General features: G+C 34.1%; 19 protein-coding genes and 3 tRNA genes. 14 read left to right on the top strand and 8 right to left on the bottom strand.

Annotation, left to right across the window (positions count from 1 at the left end; translation table 11 throughout):
• Window position 1: 1 nt before the first annotated feature.
• The gene (locus tag JHL15_RS06025) at window positions 2–1,756 is read right to left on the bottom strand and encodes a peptide MFS transporter (protein WP_200244206.1); all 1,755 of its coding nucleotides are present in this window, start codon (window positions 1,754–1,756) and stop codon (window positions 2–4) included.
• A 134-nt stretch (window positions 1,757–1,890) separates the two neighbouring features.
• Complete coding sequence (locus JHL15_RS06020; RefSeq protein ID WP_200244205.1) at window positions 1,891–3,546, bottom strand: peptide MFS transporter; 1,656 nt, start codon at window positions 3,544–3,546, stop codon at window positions 1,891–1,893.
• Between the two features lie 291 nt (window positions 3,547–3,837).
• Between JHL15_RS06020 and JHL15_RS06015 the strand changes: the two genes are divergently transcribed.
• Entirely contained in the window at window positions 3,838–6,312 is a 2,475-nt protein-coding gene (locus JHL15_RS06015; protein ID WP_200244203.1) for a TonB-dependent receptor plug domain-containing protein, read from the top strand.
• Window positions 6,313–6,406: 94 nt separating this feature from the next.
• Here the strand turns inward: JHL15_RS06015 and JHL15_RS06010 are convergent, their stop codons facing one another.
• Window positions 6,407–8,536, bottom strand: a complete 2,130-nt coding sequence (locus JHL15_RS06010; protein ID WP_200244201.1) for a S9 family peptidase — start codon at window positions 8,534–8,536, stop codon at window positions 6,407–6,409.
• 91 nt (window positions 8,537–8,627) lie between these two features.
• Entirely contained in the window at window positions 8,628–8,837 is a 210-nt protein-coding gene (locus JHL15_RS06005; protein ID WP_200244194.1) for a bacteriocin-like protein, read from the bottom strand.
• A 129-nt stretch (window positions 8,838–8,966) separates the two neighbouring features.
• Between JHL15_RS06005 and JHL15_RS06000 the strand changes: the two genes are divergently transcribed.
• Window positions 8,967–9,440, top strand: coding sequence for a hypothetical protein (locus JHL15_RS06000; RefSeq protein WP_200244192.1), 474 nt, complete (start codon window positions 8,967–8,969; stop codon window positions 9,438–9,440).
• Between the two features lie 10 nt (window positions 9,441–9,450).
• Window positions 9,451–9,636, top strand: coding sequence for a DUF6496 domain-containing protein (locus JHL15_RS05995; protein WP_200244190.1), 186 nt, complete (start codon window positions 9,451–9,453; stop codon window positions 9,634–9,636).
• A gap of 196 nt (window positions 9,637–9,832) precedes the next feature.
• Here JHL15_RS05995 and glgP read toward each other — a convergent pair whose 3' ends face one another.
• Window positions 9,833–11,491: an alpha-glucan family phosphorylase gene (gene glgP, locus JHL15_RS05990; RefSeq protein WP_200244188.1), complete on the bottom strand. Its 1,659-nt coding sequence runs from the start codon at window positions 11,489–11,491 to the stop codon at window positions 9,833–9,835.
• A gap of 199 nt (window positions 11,492–11,690) precedes the next feature.
• On the opposite strand from glgP, the gene JHL15_RS05985 reads away from it, so the two are divergent.
• The 5 genes from JHL15_RS05985 (at window position 11,691) to JHL15_RS05965 (ending at window position 18,693) form a co-directional block, all read left to right on the top strand.
• Window positions 11,691–12,488, top strand: a complete 798-nt coding sequence (locus JHL15_RS05985) for a hypothetical protein (protein WP_200244186.1) — start codon at window positions 11,691–11,693, stop codon at window positions 12,486–12,488.
• A 162-nt stretch (window positions 12,489–12,650) separates the two neighbouring features.
• Window positions 12,651–14,753, top strand: coding sequence for a T9SS type B sorting domain-containing protein (locus JHL15_RS05980; protein WP_200244184.1), 2,103 nt, complete (start codon window positions 12,651–12,653; stop codon window positions 14,751–14,753).
• Window positions 14,754–14,823: 70 nt separating this feature from the next.
• Entirely contained in the window at window positions 14,824–15,414 is a 591-nt protein-coding gene (locus tag JHL15_RS05975) for a DUF1572 family protein (RefSeq protein ID WP_200244183.1), read from the top strand.
• Window positions 15,415–15,482: 68 nt separating this feature from the next.
• Window positions 15,483–16,829, top strand: a complete 1,347-nt coding sequence (gene mtaB, locus JHL15_RS05970; protein WP_200244182.1) for a tRNA (N(6)-L-threonylcarbamoyladenosine(37)-C(2))-methylthiotransferase MtaB — start codon at window positions 15,483–15,485, stop codon at window positions 16,827–16,829.
• Window positions 16,830–17,175: 346 nt separating this feature from the next.
• Window positions 17,176–18,693, top strand: coding sequence for an FMN-binding glutamate synthase family protein (locus tag JHL15_RS05965; RefSeq protein ID WP_200244180.1), 1,518 nt, complete (start codon window positions 17,176–17,178; stop codon window positions 18,691–18,693).
• A gap of 46 nt (window positions 18,694–18,739) precedes the next feature.
• On the opposite strand, the gene JHL15_RS05960 is transcribed toward JHL15_RS05965, so the two are convergent.
• Entirely contained in the window at window positions 18,740–19,492 is a 753-nt protein-coding gene (locus JHL15_RS05960) for a hypothetical protein (protein ID WP_200244179.1), read from the bottom strand.
• A 54-nt stretch (window positions 19,493–19,546) separates the two neighbouring features.
• Between JHL15_RS05960 and JHL15_RS05955 the strand changes: the two genes are divergently transcribed.
• Window positions 19,547–19,999: an RNA-binding S4 domain-containing protein gene (locus tag JHL15_RS05955; protein ID WP_200244178.1), complete on the top strand. Its 453-nt coding sequence runs from the start codon at window positions 19,547–19,549 to the stop codon at window positions 19,997–19,999.
• Here JHL15_RS05955 and JHL15_RS05950 read toward each other — a convergent pair.
• Window positions 19,994–20,509, bottom strand: coding sequence for a shikimate kinase (locus JHL15_RS05950; RefSeq protein ID WP_200244177.1), 516 nt, complete (start codon window positions 20,507–20,509; stop codon window positions 19,994–19,996). The two genes, JHL15_RS05955 and JHL15_RS05950, sit on opposite strands and share 6 nt — an antisense overlap.
• Before the next feature lie 116 nt (window positions 20,510–20,625).
• Here JHL15_RS05950 and JHL15_RS05945 point away from each other — a divergent pair.
• The 3 genes from JHL15_RS05945 (at window position 20,626) to JHL15_RS05935 (ending at window position 20,955) form a co-directional block, all read left to right on the top strand.
• A tRNA-Lys gene (locus JHL15_RS05945) sits at window positions 20,626–20,698 on the top strand.
• Window positions 20,699–20,733: 35 nt separating this feature from the next.
• Window positions 20,734–20,816 (top strand) — tRNA-Leu (locus JHL15_RS05940).
• A gap of 66 nt (window positions 20,817–20,882) precedes the next feature.
• Window positions 20,883–20,955 (top strand) — tRNA-Lys (locus JHL15_RS05935).
• Between the two features lie 98 nt (window positions 20,956–21,053).
• Here the strand turns inward: JHL15_RS05935 and panC are convergent.
• Window positions 21,054–21,902 carry a pantoate--beta-alanine ligase gene (panC, locus tag JHL15_RS05930; RefSeq protein ID WP_200244176.1) on the bottom strand — a complete coding sequence of 283 codons (849 nt, stop codon included), beginning with the start codon at window positions 21,900–21,902 and terminating at the stop codon, window positions 21,054–21,056.
• Between the two features lie 169 nt (window positions 21,903–22,071).
• Between panC and JHL15_RS05925 the strand changes: the two genes are divergently transcribed.
• Both JHL15_RS05925 and JHL15_RS05920 read left to right on the top strand, forming a co-directional pair.
• Window positions 22,072–22,842 carry a glycogen/starch synthase gene (locus JHL15_RS05925; protein WP_200244174.1) on the top strand — a complete coding sequence of 257 codons (771 nt, stop codon included), beginning with the start codon at window positions 22,072–22,074 and terminating at the stop codon, window positions 22,840–22,842.
• Between the two features lie 11 nt (window positions 22,843–22,853).
• Window positions 22,854–24,428 carry a DUF4270 family protein gene (locus JHL15_RS05920; RefSeq protein ID WP_200244172.1) on the top strand — a complete coding sequence of 525 codons (1,575 nt, stop codon included), beginning with the start codon at window positions 22,854–22,856 and terminating at the stop codon, window positions 24,426–24,428.
• Window positions 24,429–24,455 lie beyond the last annotated feature (27 nt).

Genomic DNA, 24,455 nt, shown 5'->3' with positions numbered 1-24,455 from the left:
ATTACTTTACACCGTGCATCATTTTCTTTAGAATAGGTGATAAGAATGCTAAAATTACAGAAGCAATACCACAAAGTACAACGAATACCATGAAGAATTGAAATAAGTTATGAATTTCAAATCCTGCAAATGTTGGGTTGTGTAATGGAAGTTGAGCTTTTTCAAATGCTGCTATTTGATCAGCATTTAAAGTCACTTTTTTATCTAAAACATCTTGTAAGTTTACGCCCAATTTCTGAGCTTTTTCAAATTTATCTCCAGTAGCTGGAATAAGAGCTCCTAATGAACCTGCTAAAGCATAACCTGCTGCATTGGAAATGAAGAAAACTCCATATAATAAAGATGCGAATCTTTTTGGGGCTAATTTACCTACTAACGATAAACCAATCGGAGAAAGACAAAGTTCTCCACAAGTTTGAATGAAATAAAGAAGCATTAACCACTTTATTGCTAATAATCCTGAGTTTCCAAGATCTTTTACGTTGTGTGCAATAATAAAGTAAGAAAGAGCAATCAATGCCAGACCCATTGCTTGTTTGAATGGAGAAATTGGTTCTTTTCCTTTTGCTCTTAATTTGTCCCATGTTAAACTAAAAGGCACAGCTAATAGAACTACGAAAATTCCATTAAATATCTGGACCATTGAAGGTGGCATATTCCACCCGAAAATATTTCTGTCTGTTTGGTTATCTGCGATAAATGTCAATGACGAGCCTGCCTGTTCGAAAGCTGCCCAGAAGAAAATGATAAAGAATGAAACGATATAAATTACCCAGATTCTTTGTCTTTCAACTTTGTTTTCTGCAGAAGTCATGATGAGGAAGGCCAATGAAATACCCGCACCGTAAATGAAAGGATAAATAATTCCTTTGATTAATTGCCCCATTTCAACGGAATTAAATCCAAATTCTCCTACAAGTAAATATCTAAATGCAAAAAACAAAACAATAAAGATTACTCCTGTAATAGCCAAAGACTGACCTGAGAATTTTGCTGTTTGAGTTTCTCCTTCTTCAAAGTCTGCACTTGTATTATGCTTAGGTAATCCTCCGATAGGTCTTCCTTCAGGTGTTACCACATATTTATTTTTAAGGAAAAAGAATGTTACAGTTCCTATTATCATGGCTATTGAAGCAGCCAGGAATCCCCATTTAAAAGCAAATATATCTCTTACTCCTGTTGTAGCATCTTTTACGTCACCAAGATATGGGCAAATAAACTGTCCCAGGAATGCTCCGATATTGATCCCCATATAGAAAATGGTGAATGCGGAGTCAAGCTTGGATTTTTCTTGTTTTGGATAAAGACTTCCAACCATAGAAGATATGTTTGGTTTGAAAAAGCCGTTTCCAAAAATAATAACAAATAATGCCAGCCACATAACAAGCTTAGAGCTTTCTATACCTGCAGAAAATGTAGAGGCACTGATAAATAGTAAAAACTGACCAATTGCCATCAATGATCCTCCGATTAAAATGGCATTTCTGTTTCCGATATATTTATCAGCAATAAATCCTCCTAAAAGAGGTGTTAAATAACATAAAGCTAAAAATCCACCGTAGATGATCGCTGCATCAGCTTCTTTTATGAGTAAGGAATTTACCATAAAGAGCGTCAAAAGTGCTCTCATTCCATAAAAGTTGAAACGCTCCCACATTTCTGTTCCGAACAGAACCCATAATCCTTTTGGGTGTCTGGAACTTTTATTCTCTACAAACTCATCCGGTTTCGGACTCAATGCTTCAATATTATCCATATTTATAGTTAATTTTTTGTTAAGACTAGCAAATATAGTTTTTTTTGAGTTTTTGGCAAGATTTTAATTTTATATTTAAATAAAAAAGCTGTAGAACTCTGCTACAGCTTTAATTATATGTTAAAAAGGAATAATTAATGTCCTTTTTCTTTCATGATTTTGTTCAATCTTTTTAACATAGAAAGTCCTAATAATGTCGCAAAAATTAATAAAGCGAAATTAACAAGGAAATAATTCATCTTATTATCATAGCTATACCATGTACTTGCTAAGATTCCTGAAAGTTTATTTCCTACGGAATTGGCAAGGAAAAATCCACCCATCATTAGGGCTGTAATTCTTGGAGGTGATAGCTTAGAAACAAAAGATAAACCCATTGGAGACAGACAGAGTTCTCCAACGGTAACAACGCCGTAACCTGCAATCAACCACCAGGGGGAAACCTTGACTGCACCATTGTCTCCAGCTACTACTGCTAAAACCATCACCAAACAGGACAATGCTGTAATAAATAGTCCTAAAACAATTTTTGTAGGTGTAAGAGGTTCTTTTCCTCTTTTCCTAAGTAGTGCCCAAAAGCCGACAATGACCGGTGTTAGTGCGATAACCCAAAATGGATTAATAGATTGGAACAATTCAGTATTATATAAATAGACCTTAGCCTTAGGATTTTTTTCTAATTCTGCCCGTTGTTCAGGTTTAATATTTTTAAAATAGATATCTTTTCCTTGTATTTTAATTGTGTTTCCTTTCTCATCTTTTTGTGACTGGAATTGATTGTCGTAAACTGGAACTTCTTTATCCTCATAACTTTTTCCATCTACCATATAGATATCTTCTAGTGGTTTTTCAATAGAAGCAGGAACACTTCTATCTGTGTAGTAGTTGGCCCATCTTGTTAACGCCGTTCCGTTTTGTTTAAAAACGGCCCAGAAAAACATGCTGATTAAAAATACAGATAGCAAAGCTCCGATAGATGTTTTTTCTTCCGGTTTTGCTTTAAAATAAAGAGAAGCGTAAAAGTAGATCACAGGAACACATGCAAAAATAAATGCATCTGTACTGTCACTTCCAAAAATGTTATTAGGTATAAACCAGCCAATTGCACCTGCAACGAGTGCTGGTAAAAAAACTTTAATCAGAATTTCAGAAAGCTTGGTATCTCCTTCTTGTCCAGGTTTCATTTGCGCTGCATGAATGTAGTGTTTTCTTCCAATGGTAAAAATCACCATACCAATGAGCATACCTACTCCAGCAGTAATGAAAGCTTCACCCCAACCGAATTTATTACGCATAAAAGCAGCAATGATATTACATATAAAGGCTCCGATATTAATTCCCATATAGAAAATATTGTATCCCGAATCTTTATTTGCTTTGTAGGGTTCTTCAGAATACAGGTTTCCCAAAAGTGTAGAGATGGTGGGCTTAAAGAAGCCATTTCCAATAATAATTAAGGCTAAAGATCCGTAGAATAAAGGTAATTCTTTAAAAACTCCCATTCCGATATACCCTGCAGCCATTAAAATACCACCTAAATAGATAGATTTGATATAGCCTAAAACACGGTCGGCTAAAAAACCTCCAATAAAAGGAGTCAGGTACGTTAGTGCGATATAAGTTCCAAAAATGTCATCAGCTTTTTTATCCGGAAGGCCAAGACCTCCTTTTAAACCTGTAGGTTCAATGACATAAAGAACAAAAATTCCGAGGATCAAATAATACCCGAAACGCTCCCACATTTCTGTGAAAAATAGAAAAGGCAGGCCTTTAGGATGTTTAGTCTTCATCTATTCAAATTTCAAATTTCCCAAAAATAAGTTTTTAATTTTAATTGATAAAATAAATAACACTTTCAAAAATGATTAATGAAATTAATATAATGTGTTTTTTTAAATTATGAAATGGTGGTTTATTGAAATAAAATGCGAAAAAACAATTATATTATTCTTTGCGTATGTTATGGTTGTTTTAGTTAATTCTTTTTGTTTTTTGTATTTTATTTGTATTTTTATTGAAAATTTACATTGTTGAAAGATTATTTCATTGAATATATAATAAATTTAAAATATCAAATACATATGAAAAAAACTTCAGTTGCTATTGCATTTTTTCTTGGAAATGTAAGTCTTCTCTACGCACAAAATAAAGACAGCCTTAGTAAGGAAAAATCTATTGATGAAGTCATCATGGTAGGTACCAGAGCTGCTCCGCGATCCAGTATTGCTACTCCTCTCCCCATTGATGCTATAGATGCCTCCATTCTTCAATCTTCTGGTTACAATACAGTAGATCAGGCATTACAATACAGAATACCTTCCTTTAATTCTACCAGTGCGGCCGTACAAGATGCTACCTCTTTGCTCGATCCATATGAAATCAGAAACTTAGGTTCTTCCAGAACACTTATTTTAATAAATGGTAAAAGAAAGAATCAATCTTCACTTATTTTTACTCAAAATACAATTGGAAAAGGAGAAACAGGAGCCGATCTGTCATCCATCCCTAATATAGCAATCAAAAAAATTGAAATTTTAAGAGATGGGGCTTCTGCACAATATGGATCTGATGCTATTGCAGGAGTCGTTAATGTAATTCTGAAAGATAATATCAGTTTCTCTGAAATCAATTTAAATACAGGATTGTTCTCCAAAGGCGATGGCTTTTCACAAAGCTTTAATGGTATCACGGGTACAACATTTAAGAAAGGTGGTTTTATAACAATTGCAGCAAGTTTACAAAATAATAATTATGCATATCGGAATGGTACCGTAAATCCGTATTGGGAAGCACAGACTTTTGGAGCATCTCAGGCTGTAGTAGAGGATTATCTTTCAAGATTTCCGGACGCTCAGAATAAGAATGCATTACCTCAAAAAACAAGTACGAGCTTCTCTGCCAACGCGATGATTCCTATATCTGAACGCAGTAAATTCTATGGAAATGCAGCTTACGTGGCCAAAAAAGTGAATAGTTTTGCCAATTATCGTCCACCATACTGGGTTGGTCCTCAAAACAACCCTCTCGCACCTATTCCGAATTCACCAGATGGTTATATTGGTTTTGGACCCACTTTCGAAGGAAATGTATCTGATTATGGAGGTACTTTGGGATTTAAAACAAAGACTCTTAATGGTTGGGGCATTGATATAAGTGCTACAACAGGAGGGAATGAAATTTTATATACAGTAAGAAATACTTTTAATCCTGCATTGGGTCTGAATAGTCCTACTTATTTTAAACCTGGCGGTTTTAGCTTCAATAATTTGCTAGGAAACATTGATGTTACTAAACGATTTTCTGATGTATTTGCGATTGCTTTCGGTACAGAAGCCCGAAGAGAATGGTATGAAATTTATTCTGGGGACCAGATCTCCTATAATCCGGTTCCCGGAGCGATTTCTTTCCCTGGAATGAATGCTTCCTCGGCAGGAAAATTCTCTCGTTCTAATATTGGAGTTTATGCTGACGCAGCCTTTGATTTTTCAGAAAGTACTTCCCTGAATGCTACCGCCCGTTATGAAAATTACAGTGATTTCGGAAGCGCATTTGTATGGAAGGGGAGTCTAAGACAAGATATTATTGGTAAGAAACTTATTTTCAGAGCTTCAGCTTCCACTGGTTTTAGAGCTCCTTCATTACAGCAAATATATCTTTCTACCAACCAGGCTTCATTTACTAATGGTTCAGTATTCGTAGAAGGTCTATTTAGTAATGTGAGTCCAGAGGCGCAAAAAGTAGGAATACCGAAGCTTACTGCAGAAAGATCACTCAATTTTACTTCAGGATTTGGTATTCAACCTAACAAGAATTTTTCTATGACTATTGATGGGTATTGGATTACCATTAAAGATAGAATTCTTTTGAGTTCAAGAATGAGAGATTTAGGAATAGCAAATGTGGCTTCCGCAAGTTTCTTCATCAATGGGATTAATACCCAGACGGTCGGAGCTGATATTGTAGCTAATTACAGAAATATTGATTTAGGAAAAGGGAAAATGGCATTTAATTTTGCAGCTAATGTTAATTATTCAAAAATCCTCAGACAATCCAGAATGCTCGATGCTTTGAATGAGCAAAGAATAGGTAGGGATCCGTTTTTTAACAGAATGGAGGAAGCTCTTACAACTACTTCACGTCCTTCTATGAAAGGTGTTGTGGGTGTGGATTATAATATTAAAAAATGGAATTTTTCGGTCAACAATACCATATTTGGTCCGGCTAAATTTGTAAATGATGGTACTTCTTCAGATGCGTATGCAGGATGGAATGCTCCTAATGAAGCAGCTATGGCATACCTGGAATTTAGAACCAGGATGACCACAGATCTGATGATCAACTACCACATCAATGATAGAAATACCATTAATATTGGTGTTCTTAATGCTTTTAACATTATTCCCAAATGGAGACTTATTAATGTGTCTTCTGAAGATTATGATAAAGCCTACAATGCAGTTACCTTCAATGGGAGATATCCTCAGTCAGCATATGACTCTCAACATTTCAATATTTTTGGAACCCGATTTACTGTGGGTTATAATATAAAATTCTAGTATAATATACTCTTAATTCTACTCACAATCAATTAATAAAAAACGAGGCTGATTAAAATAATCAGCCTCGTTTACATCGTATAATGAACAAATATTATAAATTCTTTACAATAAAATCTGTCATTTTTTGATACAGTTGAGGTCTTGTCTGTCCTCCATTGATTCCGTGATTTTTATCTGGGTAAGCCATGAAGTCAAACTGTTTTTTATTTTGGATTAACGCTTCTGAAAATTCCATAGAATTCTGGAAATGTACGTTATCATCTGCTGTACCGTGGATCAGAAGTAGTTTCCCTTTTAAAAGATTTGCATATTCTGTAGGAGAATTCTTATCATATCCATCAGCATTTTCCTGTGGTGTTCTCATAAACCTTTCCGTATACACTGAATCGTAATATCTCCAGTTAGTTACTGGTGCTACAGCAATTCCAACTTTGAAAACATCAGCTCCTTTTGTCATTGCTAAACTCGTCATATATCCACCAAAACTCCATCCGAACATTCCGATTCTTGTTTTATCAATATAGGATTGATTCCCAAACCATTTTGCTGCTGTGATCTGATCCTCTATTTCATATTTTCCAAGATTCATATAGGTTACTTTTTTGAATTTGGCCCCTTTATAACCTGTTCCACGTCCATCCACACATGCTACGATATATCCTTTTTGAACCAAATGGTTGAACCATAAAGCATTTCCTGAATCCCATGAATTGGCCACCTGCTGAGAGCCGGGACCAGAATATTGATACATAAACAATGGATATTTTTTGTTTGGATCAAAATTCTTAGGCTTCATTATCCACGCGTTCATTTGATCACCTGCCGCATTCGGAATAGTGATGAATTCCTTTTCAACAAAATTATCAGATTTTAATTTTTGAAGTTGGTCATTGTTATTTTGAAGCTCTTTTATTGTTTTACCATTTCCATCTTTTAGTACAAAAGTGTTTGGCTTGGAAACACTGGAAGATGTTTCGATAAAGTAATTGTAGTTTTTGCTGAAATTTGCTGAATTGTTTCCTTCAGCATTCGAGATCAGCTGAGATTTTCCGTTTTCGATATTAATTTTGGAAACAACTTTATTGATGCTCCCTTTTTCAGTTGTCTGAACATAAATATCTTTAGATTTTGGATTGTATCCGTAATAATCAGTTACTTCCCAATTTCCTTTTGTGACTTGTTTTTTTAATTTACCATCCTTATCATACCAATATAGATGTTTGTTACCGTCTCTTTCTGAACCCCAAAGGAACGAATCATCTTCAAGGAATTCAAGTGTTGGACTATCTGTTTCGATCCATTTTTCGTCCGTTTCTGTAAATAATTTTTGAACAGCTCCAGTTTTTGTATTGACTTTTAAAACATCTGAAGCATTTTGGATTCTTTCCGAAGTAATTAAAACAATTTCATCTGCTTTGGCAGTTTGAACAACATTGGGAATGTAGTAATTTTTAAAAGAACTGAGGTTAAGTGGAATAGTTTTTCCTGAATCAAGACGATACAATTGTGCAGAAACTACCGAGTTTTTTTCACCTGCTTTAGGATACTTATAACGCATTTCTGTGGGATACAGTGTCTTTCCGTAGATGGGAATATATATTTCCGGAACCTGGCTTTCATCCGATTTTACAAATACGATAGCATCTGAATTTTTAGTCCACTCAAATTGTCTTGCATGTCCGAATTCCTCTTCATACACCCAATCTGCCAATCCATTAATAATGGAATTTTTCTTCCCATCTGAAGTAATCTGAGTAATCTTTCCAGACGTTAAATCCTGAAAGAATAAATTGTTTTCAGCAATGAATGCTACTTTAGTGGCGTCCGGCGAGAATCTTGGTTCCTGAACTGTCTTACCATCATTTAAGCTGATCACCTTTCCTGATTTTAAATCTTTAACATCAAAGTTCCCTAAAAATGAATGCCTGTAAATAGGTTGGCTTCCTTTTAACAAAAGAATTTTTGATTCATCATCTGAAAATTCATAGCTTAAGTAATTACCATCTACGATATTTCCTTCTTTTTGAGAAGTTTTGTAAGAATATTTTGCAATTCCACCTTGTTCGATAACAAGGTAGTTTTCTCCGTTTTTCATGGAAGTAATTCCGGCAATGCCTTTTCCACGGTAATATCCTGAATATATTTTATCTAATGTGATTTCCTGTGCGGATAGATTATGGAATACTACCACAGCACTAAGAGTTAATAGGATTTTTTTCATTTTAAATTTTAAAGATTTCAAATTTAATAATTCTTAGGCATATAACCGTATAAAACAAAAACCAGAACTTTAAGTTCTGGTTTTTGTTTTATTATGCTTGGGTTGGTTCGTCTATTGGAGGTTCATATCCTTCTGGAGCACATGTGGGAAAAGTTGAAGTACATGGACTGTCGACTCCGCCTCCGATCCAAAATATTTTGAGTGTACAAGTAACCTCATCTATACATTTTCTCATTCCCGGACGAACTCCTCCTTGTACCTGCTTGAGGTGTTCTCTTGTTATTTTCTTTAAATTCTTCATAGTAATTATAAATTTTGATTGTAAGATCCAAAATAGCAAAAAAAATCATTTAATTGTGATTTTTTTAAAAAAAATCGATTTGGCAAAAAAATTGAATATATAATTATAAATCAAGCTAAAATAATAATTATGGAAACGAATGCATTCAATCAGAAATTAAACCGATACGTTTTAAATGATCAAATTGTTTATACAGGGTTTTCAAGTTTTAAAGATGCTGAAGGATGTGCTCAAAAAAAAGGAGGAACTTTGGTAGAAGTAAGTTTTAAGGATGGAAATGATAATCCTCAGATTACAGATGAAGCAGGTTTAATAGAAAAAAAACTTCATTATTATGTGGATGCAGGAGATGAATATAAATTTATCCATTCTTCAGATCCGGGATTTAAAAAATATGCTAACGAATTACAGAAAATAAAGGCTTCCAATGATAAAGCAAGCCCGGAAGAAAGGTATTTCGCTAATTTTGAAATCGAAAATACAGAAGATCCGATTATTGTGATCAAAAATGATCGTTTAGAGTCGGTTACTTCCAGAGAGCGTTCAAAGTATTTAAAACATGCTAAAGTTTACGAATTAGGGGTTTCCCTACCAAAATCTTAAAAAAAATATCATGAGCAAAACAAAATATTCAGACAAAGCTCAGGACAAAGTTGGAAAGGTAATGCACGAATTCAAAGAGGGTAAATTGAAATCCTCTTCTGGAAAGAAAGTGACAAGTCAAAAACAGGCTGTTGCTATAGGAATTTCTGAAGCCCGAGAAAAAGGCTTAAAAGTTCCTAAAAAGAAAAAAGATTAGTTTACATAAAATTCCGGTGAAATTTCACCGGAATTTTATGTAAAGCAAAATCGCGAAACGGTAAAATCGCTTCTTGATTTTGTTATTACTAATTATTTTTGTCTTTTTACAATTTGAAATCTTGTAAGCCTTTCTGCTATTTAGCCCATTTGCAATTTTACAATTTTACAATTTCACAGTTTCACAATTCTCCCCCTCAATAGTTATAAAGAACTTTATAATATTCATCAGCCATTCTATCACTGTTGAATTGGTCTTTGACATCATCCATAGCATTGTACTGGATTTTTCTCCAGGCATTTGCATTGTCGTAATAGGTTGGAAGGATTTCATTTTCAAGGACTTCATATAATTTATTTAAATCATAATTATCCTGCTCATAAACACTCATATTCATGTAGTCTATCTTTGGAACTACAAAAGAATTCTCTCCATGTTTTGCAAATTCAGGGATCCATCCATCATCGGTGGAAAGATTTACTGAGCCATTCATAGCTGCTGTCATTCCTGAGGTTCCGGAAGCTTCTCTCGGTACTCTTGGATTATTCAACCAGAGATCAGATCCTTGTTTTAGTGATTTACTTAACGAAAGCTCATAACCCGTTAAAACTGCCATGTTCTTATGATTTTTACTTTCTTCTACTAATGTGTTGAAAGTGGATATTGCAGAATAATCCATTGGATATGGTTTTCCTGCCCAGATAATTTGAACAGGATATTTGGGGTTGTTTAATAATCTGTAAAACCTTTCCTTATCATGTAAAAGTAAATCGGCACGTTTGTAACCTGCAAATCTTCTTGCCCAGACAATTGTAAATACATTCGGATTAAATAAATTTCCCGTTTGATCAGCAACAATCCTGAAAAGCCTTTTCTTTAAATATTTTTTACGATAGTCAAACACCGTTTCATCATTGTCATCTTTAGAGTTATAAAGTCTCTTATCTGCCCAATATTTAAATTCCTGAGCATTAGTAATTGATTTGATTTCACAAATTCCAGGATACTTACTCCACATTGCTCGTGACACTACACCATGAAGTTGAGAAACTCCATTAGCCACTTTAGCCATTTTTAAAGCACAGAGTGAGTGGTTAAAACGGTCATCATCTGAACCCTCAATACTTTTTGCTTCCTGCATGCTGAAACCTGAAAAATAGGACATATCATAACATAATTTCAAGTTGTGTTTTTCATTACCAGCTTCTTCAGGCGTGTGTGTGGTGAAGAATAACTTTTCCTTTACTTTATTTAGATCTCCATTGTATTTTCTTAATAAATGGAATGCGGCAGGCAATGCGTGTGCTTCGTTCAGGTGATAAACATCCCTTTCAATATTCATTTCATCCAGCAGTTGGGCTCCTCCTTTTCCTAATAAAATATATTGTGCAAGCTTTGTAGATTCGTTAGCGTCATATAATTTGTGGCAGATCGTTTTTGAAACATGATCATTTTCCGGAACGTCTGTGGATAGAAAAAACATAGGAGCGGTATTGAATATTTCAGGATCCAGATACCATACTTTGACCCAAACCGGTGCACTATGAATCTCAATTTGAAATTTTATTCCTGTATCCTCAAGAAAGCTATACATCTTTTTTGTCCAGACCGGTTGAAGGGTTTGGTCATGATTTCTGGCCTGATCATAATATCCGAATTTCCATAGGATACCTATTCCTATAAAATCCTGTTTTAGGTTATAAGCGCTTCTCATGTGGGAGCCTGCTAAAAATCCCAGGCCTCCGGAGTATATTTTCAAAACTTGCTCTATGGCAAATTCCATTGAGAAATAGGCAACTTTTTTAGAATATTGTGGGTTGATGTTAAAAGGTATTTTAAAGTTTTTAAAATCCATGTATGACAGTTTTGTATTAAAAAGTCAAAGGTATTGATTATGAAAATAAACTATACGTTAATTATTTGACAATTTATTTTTAAAAGTATATGTTGAATAGTTTTTTTACTTACCTTTAAGTGTAATTTTTTGATAATCAAAAACTTCTCAGATGAAACTTTAGGTTCCATATTTTATTAACCGTAATAAAAAGGCAGAAATGAAAAAGGTATTTTCAGATGAAGATTTAATCAAAAATCTAAGCTTATATTACCTGAATCGACATTTGAAAAAAAAGCCGATAGAGAAATATCATCGTAAAATAGATGAATCCCAGCTTCATGACAGAGAGAAGTACAAGAAGAAATCTGAGATTTTACTGCTAAATTCGTTTATGCATCACTTCCCCGATGTTAAATTTGAAAACCTTACCTGTGAGAGTCCTGACTTTATCGCTAATTTAAACGACAAAAAGATTGGAATCGAGCTTACTGAGGTAATCAATCATTTAGAAATGAAAAAGATTGAAAGTAATTTAAACAAGATTTTCCGTCAGGCTGAAATATTATTAGAACAAGAAGACACTACGAAACATCGTGGTGTTTATTTTTTAGAATTTCACTCAGATTTCAAATTTGATACCTTAGAAGAACAGCAAGATAGTATTATTTCGATATATAAAAGCATCAAAAAAGGTAAACCTGTCGGTTGTGTGAAAAGACTAAGGAAATCATTTCACCGCAGAAATGTTTTCATTACACATGAATATAGCATGAACTTGTTTGATGAGCTTTGCTCAGATAAAATATTGGAATTGATTGAAAAGAAAAATGAAAAATTCCCATACTATGATACCTCTGTGGATGAGTGCTGGCTAGTCATTGTTTCAGATATGAATTCTATCGCATCAAGATACACCTTTATCCAGGATAAAGAACATCTGAATGAAGTGAAAAGTCCCTTTCATAAAATTTTCCATCTCGAAAATCTTTGCGGGAATATGACTAGTATAAAATAATAAGCGCTATAACTGGTTTTAGTTAATATAATTCTATTTTTAATTCAATGTAATTTGTAATTTTTACATTTTTATTATTTTTAACTAAATAATAAGTATATTTGATATATGTGTTGTGTATTGATTTAATTATTGATTAATTTCTAACAAAAACATGTATTTATGAAGAAAAATCTACTTATTGTTTTTTTATTTGTAGCCCAGATTTTCTTTTCCCAGGCAGATTGTTCATCTGCGTTATCAGTTTGTGGAAATTCTAGTATTACTTATTCTCCTACTGGAATTGGAGCTGTTAACGAAAATTTAGGCGGGTGTTTAATAACTGGTGAGCACAATTCGATATGGTATAAAATTACTATTGCTACTGGAGGTACGCTTACTTTTGATCTTATTCCAAATGACCCTGATGCAGATTATGATTGGGCTATTTATGGTCCTAATGTTGCTTGCGGTAGTTTGGGAGCACCAATACGCTGTAATGCAGCAACCGTTATTGGGCCTGGCCCATCTACGGGATTGAATATGACAAGCACAATTTTAGATGCTCCCGGAGGTTCACTTACTCCGTATTGTAAGTATTTAGATGTTTTACCAGGGCAGACGTATTATATATACATCGACAATTGGGTTGGACCGGCAAGTACCACCATGGCTCCTTTTTCTTTGACATGGGGAGGAACAGCAACTTTAGCTTCTCCGTTTACAGATCCGACGATACAGCCTCACCCATTTATTCCTCCCGGAATTCCTGCAGCTAACCCAGCTGACCCACGGGAAGTGATTATATGTGTTGATCCGGCTGTTTTCGACTTCAGTACTTTAACAGCAGGTATTCTTAATGCAAATCCAAATTTTGTGATAAGTTATCATACAACACAAAATGATGCTCTTTCCGGAGCCAGCCCTATTGTAACGCCAATTACAGTTAGTACGACTGCGACATACTATTACAGTATTCACTATCAGGATCCTGCAAACCCTACTAATCCTATAAACTCGTGTCGGCAGGTTGGTAAATTCAAATTTAAGCTTGGAAATATATCAGGGAATAATGTTTCCCTATTTGGCTGCAATAATAATAACGCGGGAACTGCAACATTTGATCTGACAACAGCTGCTGTATTCAGTGATCCTACTGCAATTAAGAAATATTATCCATCAATGAATGACCTTAATGCGGGAACAAATGAAATTTTGAATCCTACAGCCTATGTATCTGCAGAAGGCACAGTATATGTGAAAATAACTTCTCAACTGGGTTGTATCGGGACAGGGACAATTTATCTTAAATTTCATCCTGTTGTGGTTGTAAATGATGCCATCTTGAGATCCTGTTTTATTGAGATAAATCCATCAACGGCTTCATTTGATCTTACTGCAGCCAATGTAACAGGCACTGCGACGGGGCTGGTAAAAAAATATTATCCTTCTCTTACAGATGCTGTCAATGGGACTAATGGAATTACAACTCCTACCACATACATTGCTCCAAATGGTGTTGTGTATGTTAGAGTAACCAATTCAAATGGCTGTTATGGTATAGCAAAAATTACTTTAATTGTATTAGCACCGGTAAAATCAGCGGTTTTGGTTGATAAGATCATTTGTATGGAGGATAGAACAACACTGGATGCAGGGCCTGGATTTGTTTCTTATCTATGGAGTACAGGAGCAACCACTCAGGCAATTTCAAATGTATCTGTTGGTACCTATTGGGTGAAATTGAAAACAGGAGAATGTGTTACAACACAAACTGTAAAAGTGTATCCTACTGAGCAACCTGTAATATCCAACATTGATATTGCAACCAATACTATTACAGTGACGGTTAACGGAGGAACTCCTCCGTATAAATATTCACTGGACAATATCAATTGGCAGGATTCTAATGTCTTTAATAATGTTCCTAGGGGAGATAGTCAAATTTATGTAAAGGACGCTTATGATTGTGACCCTATTGATGTTACAGTAGTCGTTCCAAATCTGGTCAATGTGATAACACCAAATAATGATGGTATCAATGATGTGATTGACTATTCAGCATTAGCCCATAAGCAGAATCTTATATTGAGTATTTTTGATCGATATGGAAATAAAGTCCACCAGGCAGATAAAACCAATGGTTACAAATGGGATGGTACAACAAACGGAAGTAAAAAAGTACCAACAGGAACCTATTGGTATTCTGTAACCTGGAATGAAAATGATAAAAAGAATACAGCTATTAAATTCTCAAGTTGGATCTTGGTAAAAAATAGAGAGTAATATTGATAAATAGTAAAAACCATCTTTTTAAAAGATGGTTTTTGTTTTTTAATTTTTATAAATTTAAAGTATGAAAGAACTATTTATCAAACGATTCGAATATTATAAATCTCTTGGAGATCAATCATTTGAACAGCTTTCAGATGAACAGATGTTTTGGCAATATAACCAGGAGAGTAATTCAATTGCTGTGATCGTAAAGCACATAGCAGGAAATATGATTTCAAGATGGACAACCTTTTTAACAGAGGATGGTGAAAAATCTGGAAGAAATAGAGATGAAGAATTTATTAATGCTTTTCAAAGCAAACAGGAAGTCATTGATTTCTGGGAAAAAGGATGGGCATGTTTTTTCGATGCCTTGAATCAGATTAATGATGAAAATTTATATTCTATAATTTATATAAGAGGAGAGGGGCATACGGTTCTGGATGCTATTTTTCGTCAGTTGGCTCATTATCCCTATCATATAGGACAGATTGTTTACATAGCCAAGATGATAAAGAATGATAATTGGAACAGTCTTTCTATCCCAAGAAATAAATCAGAGCAATTTAATATCGAAATGAAAAATAAACAGATTGTTACTGATATAAACCCTAATTCGTCACCAGTTTGTTTTCAAAATGATCCCGAAGTTAGGGATGATTATAAACAATAGACCGAATCAATTTAGAGTCTTTATTTAAATTACTATCTTTGCACTCATTAAATTCAGGACTGATTAAAATGTCAAATTTTCATAAAACCGCCGCATTTCATACCCTAGGCTGCAAATTAAATTTTGCAGAAACATCTACTATTGCCCGTCAATTAACAGATGCTGGTTATGATAAGGTAAGTTTTGATGATAGAGCAGATGTATATGTGATTAATACATGTTCGGTAACTGAAAATGCAGACCGTGAATGTAAACTTCACGTGAAGAGAGCAATGAAAGCAAATCCTGAAGGACTTGTTGTTATTGTGGGATGTTATGCCCAGTTGAAACCTGAAGAGATTTCACAAATAAATGGTGTTGATTTAGTTTTAGGAGCAAAAGAAAAGTTTAACATCCTAAGTTACCTGGATGATATTGAAAAATCGGAAAGTGAGGGTGTTGTTCATTCTTGTGAGATTGAAGAGACAGATTTCTTTATTGGAAGTTATTCCATTGGAGATAGAACCAGAGCTTTTTTAAAGGTTCAGGATGGGTGTGATTATAAATGTACGTATTGTACCATCCCATTAGCCAGAGGGATCTCCAGATCAGATACTATTGAAAATGTTTTGAGTAATGCTAAAGAGATTGCAGCACAGGACATTAAAGAAATTGTTCTTACCGGTGTAAATATTGGTGACTATGGTAAAGGTGAATTTGGAAATAAAAGACATGAACACACTTTTCTTGATTTAATTTCTGAACTTGACCAGGTTGAAGGTATTGAAAGAATACGTATTTCTTCAATTGAACCGAATCTTCTGAAGGATGAGAGTATTGAACTGGTTTCTAAAAGTAGAAGTTTTGTTCCTCATTTTCATATTCCCCTGCAGTCAGGATGCGATGATGTATTGAAAAAAATGAAACGTCGTTATCTGACCAAATTGTACAAAGAAAGAGTGAGTAAAATTCGTGAAGTTATGCCTCACGCTGCTATTGGAGTAGATGTAATTGTAGGGTTTCCAGGTGAAACAGAAGAGCGATTTATGGAAACTTATAACTTCCTGAATGAACTTCCCATCAGTTATTTGCATGTTTTTACTTATTCTGAAAGAGAAAATACAGAAGCAGCAGAAATGGAAGGAGTAGTTCCTATTCCTGAGCGAAAAAAGCGAAATAAAATGCTTCGTATTCTTTCCGAAAAGAAAAAAATGTCATTTTATCAAACCCAATTAGGGAAAACACTCCCAGTACTTTGGGAACACGAAAATAAAGATGGAAAGATGTATGGTTTTACAGAAAATTATGTGAGAGTTCAAAAAGATTTTGAGCAGAATTCTGTTAATCAAATAGAATTTTTAAGACTTGAAAAAATTGAAGCAGACGGTACGGTCTCAGTACTTAATTCTTTCGAAAGCTTTTTAGAAAAGGTTTGATCCAGTATAAAGAACTTCTTTCTTTTTTCTCAATAAAATTTAACAATTTTGCTTCATTTCTGATATGAGGATTATTTTCTATGGGTTTTCGATATTATGCCTATTTCTTCACTAATAAATATATTTAATAATATTTTTGATATTTCATTGTTCGATGGAAGCTACTATTTCCTGTATTTTTCTGTAGTGGCATGATTTTGTTAATATAGTTTTGAAGATTCAGAATTTTCTTTCTTTGGTTACGTACTAAGAAAACCAAAATGGCTATAAATTCAAATGTTTTTAATGCATTAGATGCAGGAAAGTATTCTGTAATTTTTTAACTTTGATAAAATTCAAAAACGATATGAGAGATAAATTTTTGCTTTGGGGAGCAATTGTTTTAGTTGTTTCCTGGGCTGTAGCTTTTTTAATAAAAGCAGATTGGTGGATTCCTGTTTTATGTACTATTATTTATGCGGTTGGAGTTTATAATGTTACACAATCAAAGCATGCAATTTTAAGAAACTTTCCGGTTTTGGGCTATTTTAGGTACTTCTTTGAGGATATTTCTCCTGAAATGCAGCAGTATTTTATTGAGCGTGAAACGGATGGGAAACCTTTTCCAAGGAATCAGCGTTCTGCTGTTTACAGACGTTCAAAAAACCTTAGTGATACTGTTCCATTTGGAACGCAGTTAGAAGTTAATCATAGAAAATATGAAGGGATCAAGCATTCTATTTATGCTAAATCGCCTTCAGAAGAACTACCAAGAGTATGGGTAGGAGGAGAACAATGTACACAGCCTTATCATGCTTCTTTGTTCAATATATCAGCAATGAGTTTTGGTGCATTAAGCGACAGGGCGCAGATCTCGTTAAACAGAGGGGCTAAAAAGGGTAATTTTTATCATAATACAGGTGAAGGTGGTATATCTCCCCATCATTTAGAAGGTGGAGATCTATGCTGGCAAATTGGAACAGGGTATTTTGGATGTAGAGATGAAGAGGGAAAATTTAATCCTGATTTATTTGTAAAGTATTCAACACTCCCTAACGTGAAAATGATTGAGATTAAATTATCACAGGGAGCTAAACCAGGACATGGAGGGGTTTTACCGGGTGTAAAGAATACACCTGAAATCGCCAAGATTCGTCACGTAACACCAGGGATGACGATTATTTCACCACCATCTCATTCTGCTTTCTCTAATGCAGCAGGACTATTGAAATTTGTAGAACAATTAAGAGAACTTTCAGGAGGTAAACCCGTTGGATTTAAATTGTGTATTGGTGATACAAAAGAGTTTGAAGATATTTGTGTCCAAATGAATGTATTAAAGATTTACCCGGATTTCATTACTATAGATGGAGCTGAGGGAGGAACAGGTGCCGCTCCGCCAGAATTTTCTGATGGGGTAGGAATGCCATTGGAACCGGCATTAATCTTTGTAAATAAAACGCTTAATAACTATAATGTAAGAAAGAAATTAAGAGTTATTGCCAGTGGTAAAGTATTAACAAGTCTTGATATTTTAAGAGCAGTTGCAATGGGGGCGGATATGTGTAATAATGCCAGAGGATTTATGTTTTCTTTAGGCTGTATTCAGGCTCTCAGATGCAATACTAATAATTGTCCAACCGGTGTAGCTACACAAGATAAAATGCTAATAAAAGGGCTGGACGTTACTGATAAAAGTGAAAGAGTATATCATTTCCATAAAAATACCCTTCATACATGTAATGAACTAATAGCTGCTGCAGGAAGAAGTTCTTATGAAGAAGTGGATGCCTCTATGTTTATGAGAGGAGATGAATTTGATCATCTTGCAGATCTTTACTTTCCGGATATTTTAGGAAATGTAAGACAGAAAGCAAGACCGTAGAATAGATAAAAAAAACGCTTCATTAATGAAGCGTTTTTTTTGTTTTTTATTGCTGGGCAGCTGTTCTTGTTTTTGTATCGTAAATCTGAAAGTTAAATACAAATGTTCTGTTCTGAAGAGAATAGCCTGTATAGTTATAGTGTGCTTCTCTTCCAAAAGCTGCTCTTGATGGTACAAGAATTACACCCTGTAGGTTATAAGCATCACCATCTGCCATATTTTGAAATCCTTTAAAGTACTTTAAACCTTCCTGGAATCCTTCAATTTCATAATACTTTCTTTGTTTTGCTACATCTGTTGTAGCATCAGTCAACGTTTTATTCTTAACATAATACCACATTGGATCAGAAATAGGGGACCCACCTCCATTTATTGTATTGACAAGAAAAGGAGAAACAGAAGAGGGTGTAAGTGCAACTGTTCCGTCTGTATTAGTTGCTAAATAATAACTAGCTCTTACCATCATTTTAAGTACATCAGTAGTGCCTATAGCGGTTCCCGGAGGAGTAGGTTGTGCACCTGCTCTTACGATATAAATTACACCTGAAGGGAGTTTAACAGGATTTAAATCTGCTAGCTTCTTCTCATTATCATCAGTAGTATCAGTAGAACTAAAAGCTTTTATATTTCCTTGAGTATCCAGATAATTATCATTCAAGAATTTTTGGATTGCCTGGTCATCATAAGTATTTCGAACTGCAACATCATCAGGTTCTACAAAGGTTTGCGGATCATCATCTTTTTTACAAGCAGAAAAACACAAAGATCCGGCAAGGATATATAAAAATATTTTTTTCATTTCAAAAACTTTAATTACTTTACAAATAATATAACGGCAAAAGTATAAAAAATTATGAGAATAGATAAATTTTTATGGAGCATTCGTTTTTATAAAACAAGAACTGTTGCAACTGAGGAGATTAAGAAGAACAGAGTTTCCATTGGAGACTCTGTTGTAAAGGCTTCTAAGGAGGTGAAAGAAGGTGATATAATAAAAATCCGTAAAAATCAGGTTGACTATAAAATTAAAGTAATTCAGATTCCTAAAAGCAGGATGGCTGCTAAGCTAGTCCCACTTCATATCAAAGATGTTACTGACAAAGAACAATATGAACTTCTCAGATTACGTAAAATATCTCAGGACTATTACAGAAATAGGGGAGAAGGCCGACCTACTAAAAAAGATAGAAGAGAGATAGACGGATATGTGGGAAATGATATTGATTCAGATTTTACAGATTGGGACGACTTTTTCGGAGAAAACGATAATGATGATATCGAAAACGAAATTGAAGAAAAATCATAAATAAAGTTTTTCAATAATTTCATTCAGGATATCTTCAGGTTCTCTTGAATCTGTATTGATACTGATCAAAGCTTTATTATAGAATTCATTTCTCTCAAATAAATGCTTAGCAATGAACTCAGGAAGGTTTTCATCAGAAATATTAGCTATTAATGGCCTTTTTTCTTTTTGTTTCGAAAGCCTTTCTGTTAGTGTTTTAACGGATGCTTTCAGGAAAATACTTTTAGAGTTATTATTAATGATCTCCATATTATTATAGTAGACAGGTGTTCCTCCCCCTAAACTTAAAATAAGATTTTCTTCTGTCGCAAGTATTTCTTCCAAAGTTTCTCTTTCCAGCTTTCTAAAGTAGATTTCTCCCTTTTTTTCGAAGATTTCTGGAATAGTTAATTTATTTCGCCTGGAAATCTCTTTATCTAGGTCAATTAATTTAAAATTTATTTTTTCGCTTAAAATTTTGGAAATGTGTGATTTGCCACAACCCATGTATCCAACTAGTGAAATTATCATGAAATATTTTTAAACAAATTTGCGAAAAAGTTTTGAGAAATTAAAAAAAGTTATATCTTTGCACCACTTAAAACAAGGGACATTACTTAAATGAAAATTGTTTAAAATAAGTGGCCGACTCGGTAGCTCAGCTGGTAGAGCAATACACTTTTAATGTATGGGTCCTGGGTTCGAATCCCAGCCGGGTCACTAGCAAAAATTTTACTATATTCTGTAATTTTTTTGCCTGCGTGGTGAAATTGGTAGACACGCCATCTTGAGGGGGTGGTTTCCTAAGGATGTGCTGGTTCGAGTCCAGTCGCAGGCACTGCAAAGAAAAATAAATTTTAAATTGTACATTGATTTAAAATTTGTAAATTAGAAATTTAAGACCGACTCGGTAGCTCAGCTGGTAGAGCAATACACTTTTAATGTATGGGTCCTGGGTTCGAATCCCAGCCGGGTCACAAGTTTACTGAAAAGTAAATTTTTTTCATATTAATATTTTGTGATTTGGTGTTCAAAGGCTTCCTTCCGGAAGCCTTTGATTTTTTATAGATGTTCTTTAATCTAAATGCATATTGTCAATCAGTCTCACGCCATCTACAACAACAACTATAAAAGCTCTGTAAGATTTATCTTTATAGAAGAAATCTGTTTCTTTTAGTGAGTTTTCATCAGCAATCATAAAATATTCCAGTTTCATACCATGTTGATGGTCGAAGATGTCGATAACTCTTTCTTTAATTTCTGGAACTGTAATTACTCTAAACCAATCATTCACCTTTTTTAATGTTTCAGAAATGATTTTTGAAGTTTCCCTCCGGTCTTCGTGAAGTCGTTGGTTTCTTGAACTCAATGCCAAGCCGTTTTCAGCTCTGTAAATTGGAACTCCGGTAATTTTTATGGGCAGTTGTTTTTTTTCAACCATTTTTTTAATGATTGCTAATTGCTGAAAATCCTTTTCTCCAAAATAGGCATTGTCCGGTCGTATTTGTCTGAAAAGTTCTTCTACAACTGTTCCAACACCATCGAAATGACCTGGTCTTGACTTTCCTTCCATTTCATTTTCTAAACCATCAAAATCGTAATGTTGGCTTTCTGCTTTTTCAGGGTAAATATCTGTGACTTCCGGAACGTAAACTGCATCCACCAATCCTGAATTTTCTAAAATAAGAATGTCTCTATTGATATCCCGAGGATATTTTGCTAAATCATCAGAATTATTAAATTGAGTGGGATTAACAAAAATTGAAGAAATAACAAGATCATTTTCTTCCCGAGCTATTTCATAAAGGGAAAGATGTCCATTGTGTAACGCTCCCATCGTGGGTGCGAACCCAATCTTTTTTCCCATTTCTTTCTGTCTTTCAATGAAATCCTGAAGTGTTTTTTTATTTTTTAAAACTTCCATAATTATTTTTAATAGCAATTCAAAAATACTAAAATATCACATAATAAACTGCGTTTTTGATAATTTGAAAAAGGGAAATATCGTAAAAAAATGTTAATTAAAATAATGTTGGATGTTTTTTTGTAATTTTGCACATTAAAGCATTTTTACAAAAATTAGATAGAAATTTATGCCGAATCAAAAAATACTGTACATTACTACAGAAATGTATCCATATCAAGAAGATACAAACATGGCTACTGTGGTAAACAAAATGGCACTTAAAATGCACAATGAAGGCAATGATGTAAGAGTTTTTATGCCAAGATTTGGACAAATAAGTGAAAGGAAATTCCAACTTCATGAGGTTATCCGTCTTTCGGGGATGAATATTATTATTAATGATCTTGATCAGCCTCTAATTATTAAAGTCGCATCACTTCCTGGAGAGAGACTTCAGGTCTATTTTATAGATAATGAAGAGTATTTCAAAAGAAAGCAGTATTACTTCGAAGACGACGGGACAGCTTTTGATGATAATGATGAAAGAGCTATATTTTTTGCAAGAGGAGTAATAGAAACCATCAAAAAACTGAATTGGGTTCCTGATATTATTCATTTAAATGGATGGATGGCTTCTTTTGTTCCTATTTATCTTAAAACTTATTACAAATCCGATACTTACTTCAAAGACGCTAAGATTGTGCTTTCTCTTTATAATGAGAAAGATGCGCCTCTCAATGATCAAATAGGAGAGAAATTGGAATTCGATAATATTTCAGGATTAAAAGCGTTAGATAAACCAAGCTTTCAAAGTTTTGTAATTGAGAGCATGAACTATGTGGATGGGGTTGTAAAAGGAGATGAATTCCTGGATGGTGATTTAGATAAAGCCTTCAATGAAACATCGACCACCAAATCGGAATATCTAGATGTAGATTCTATAAACAAACTTTATTAAAAAGACATTTAATGACTCGTACTATTAAAAGAACTTTTGCCATACTTTCTCTGGCAATTTTCGGCAGTGTATTACTTTATAATTGTGAACCAGATCCGGATTCTTTAGGGGAACAATTATTTTTAGATGGAGCCGCTCAGGGTATTGAGAAGGCTTATGAAGTAATTGCTTTCAATATTGATAATAAAGATACAATCAAAAGTGATGCTACTCAATTAGGGTCAGCTGTTCTAGGTGCTTTTCAGGAAGGGCAGTTTGGAATGCAAAAAGCATCTTATGTTACACAGTTAAGACTATCTACTTATAATCCAGATTTTGGAACTAATGCTAAAGTAGATTCAGTGGTTTTAGTTATTAAACCAACTTATGCATCAGATTCCCTTACCACAACTACAGACGAAAATTATGTCTATCCTGATGGGAATGTACCAGCGAAAAAAGAAGTAAAGACATATCCTGTTAATAAATATGGTAAGGCTAAAACAACATTCCATATCAATGTAAATGAAGTTACCGATTTCTTGGGAGCAGCGACTGACAGTGTTAAATCAAATGCTAATTTTGCTTACAATGCAACTGTATTAGGAACAAAAGAATTTAAAGGGACAATTAATACAGTAGCTATTACTAAAGATTCTGATAATAGTGCATTATTTACTACTACAACACCTGGTATAAGAATTTCATTGAATAAAGATTTGTTCCAGGAAAAGATTATAGATAAAAAAGGGAAGCCTGAGCTTATGGATGCTTCTAACTTTATAAGACACTTTAAAGGTCTTAGAGTTTCTGTACAGGAAAATGATGGATACTTGTTCCAGTTTTCTCCCAATGATATGGAGCTGATCATGTATTATAAAAATGATAAAGTAGAAAACGGAACTACTACCCGACCACAAACAACTTATGCATTTGCCTTAGGAGCGGGTAATTCTCATATTGGACAATATGAGTATGATAGAACGGGTTCCGAAGCATCTACTGGAGTGATAGGAAATAGAGTGACTGGAGATAAAAAATTGTATGCACAGGGAATGGGTGGTCCATCTATTGGGATTAAGATTCCAAAAGAGACTATTGATAGTCTTAAAACTTTATATCAACAAAATAAAGCTGCAATTATAGGTGCTAAAATCAGAATATATACGGACAAGGCAACATGGAATAACAGCTATAAAAAACCGACTGCATTAACCTTTTTGCAGAAAGATAGAAATAAGGATAAACCTGTAATTACAACTACTGGTTTTACTAGTGATGTACTAACTCTTGCAGGCTCTCCTAATTATGCAATTTATAAAACCTTTGATTTAGATAAGAATCCTGATCCTGGTTATTATGATTTTATTGTTACGAAATCGGTAAAAGATTTAGTAGAAGGAACAGCAGATAATTACGCATCAAACAATACCTATAAATATTATAGAATTGATATTGGAGCGTTCTTATCCAATTCAGATAATACAGGATTAGCAGGAGCTAGATTTACATCAAGATCTTATGCTAGGGAAAGAGCCGTTTTTGTAGGATCTGATAAGACAAATGCTCAAAGAGCGAGGTTAAGAGTTACTTACGCGACAAAATAAACTTAAGAAATACACCAAATAAAAATA

The sequence above is a fragment of the Chryseobacterium paridis genome (assembly GCF_016595215.1).
GTDB lineage: Bacteria > Bacteroidota > Bacteroidia > Flavobacteriales > Weeksellaceae > Chryseobacterium > Chryseobacterium paridis.
The sequence above is the reverse complement of the archived record's forward strand: the minus strand, read 5'-3'. Positions and strand labels throughout refer to the sequence as shown.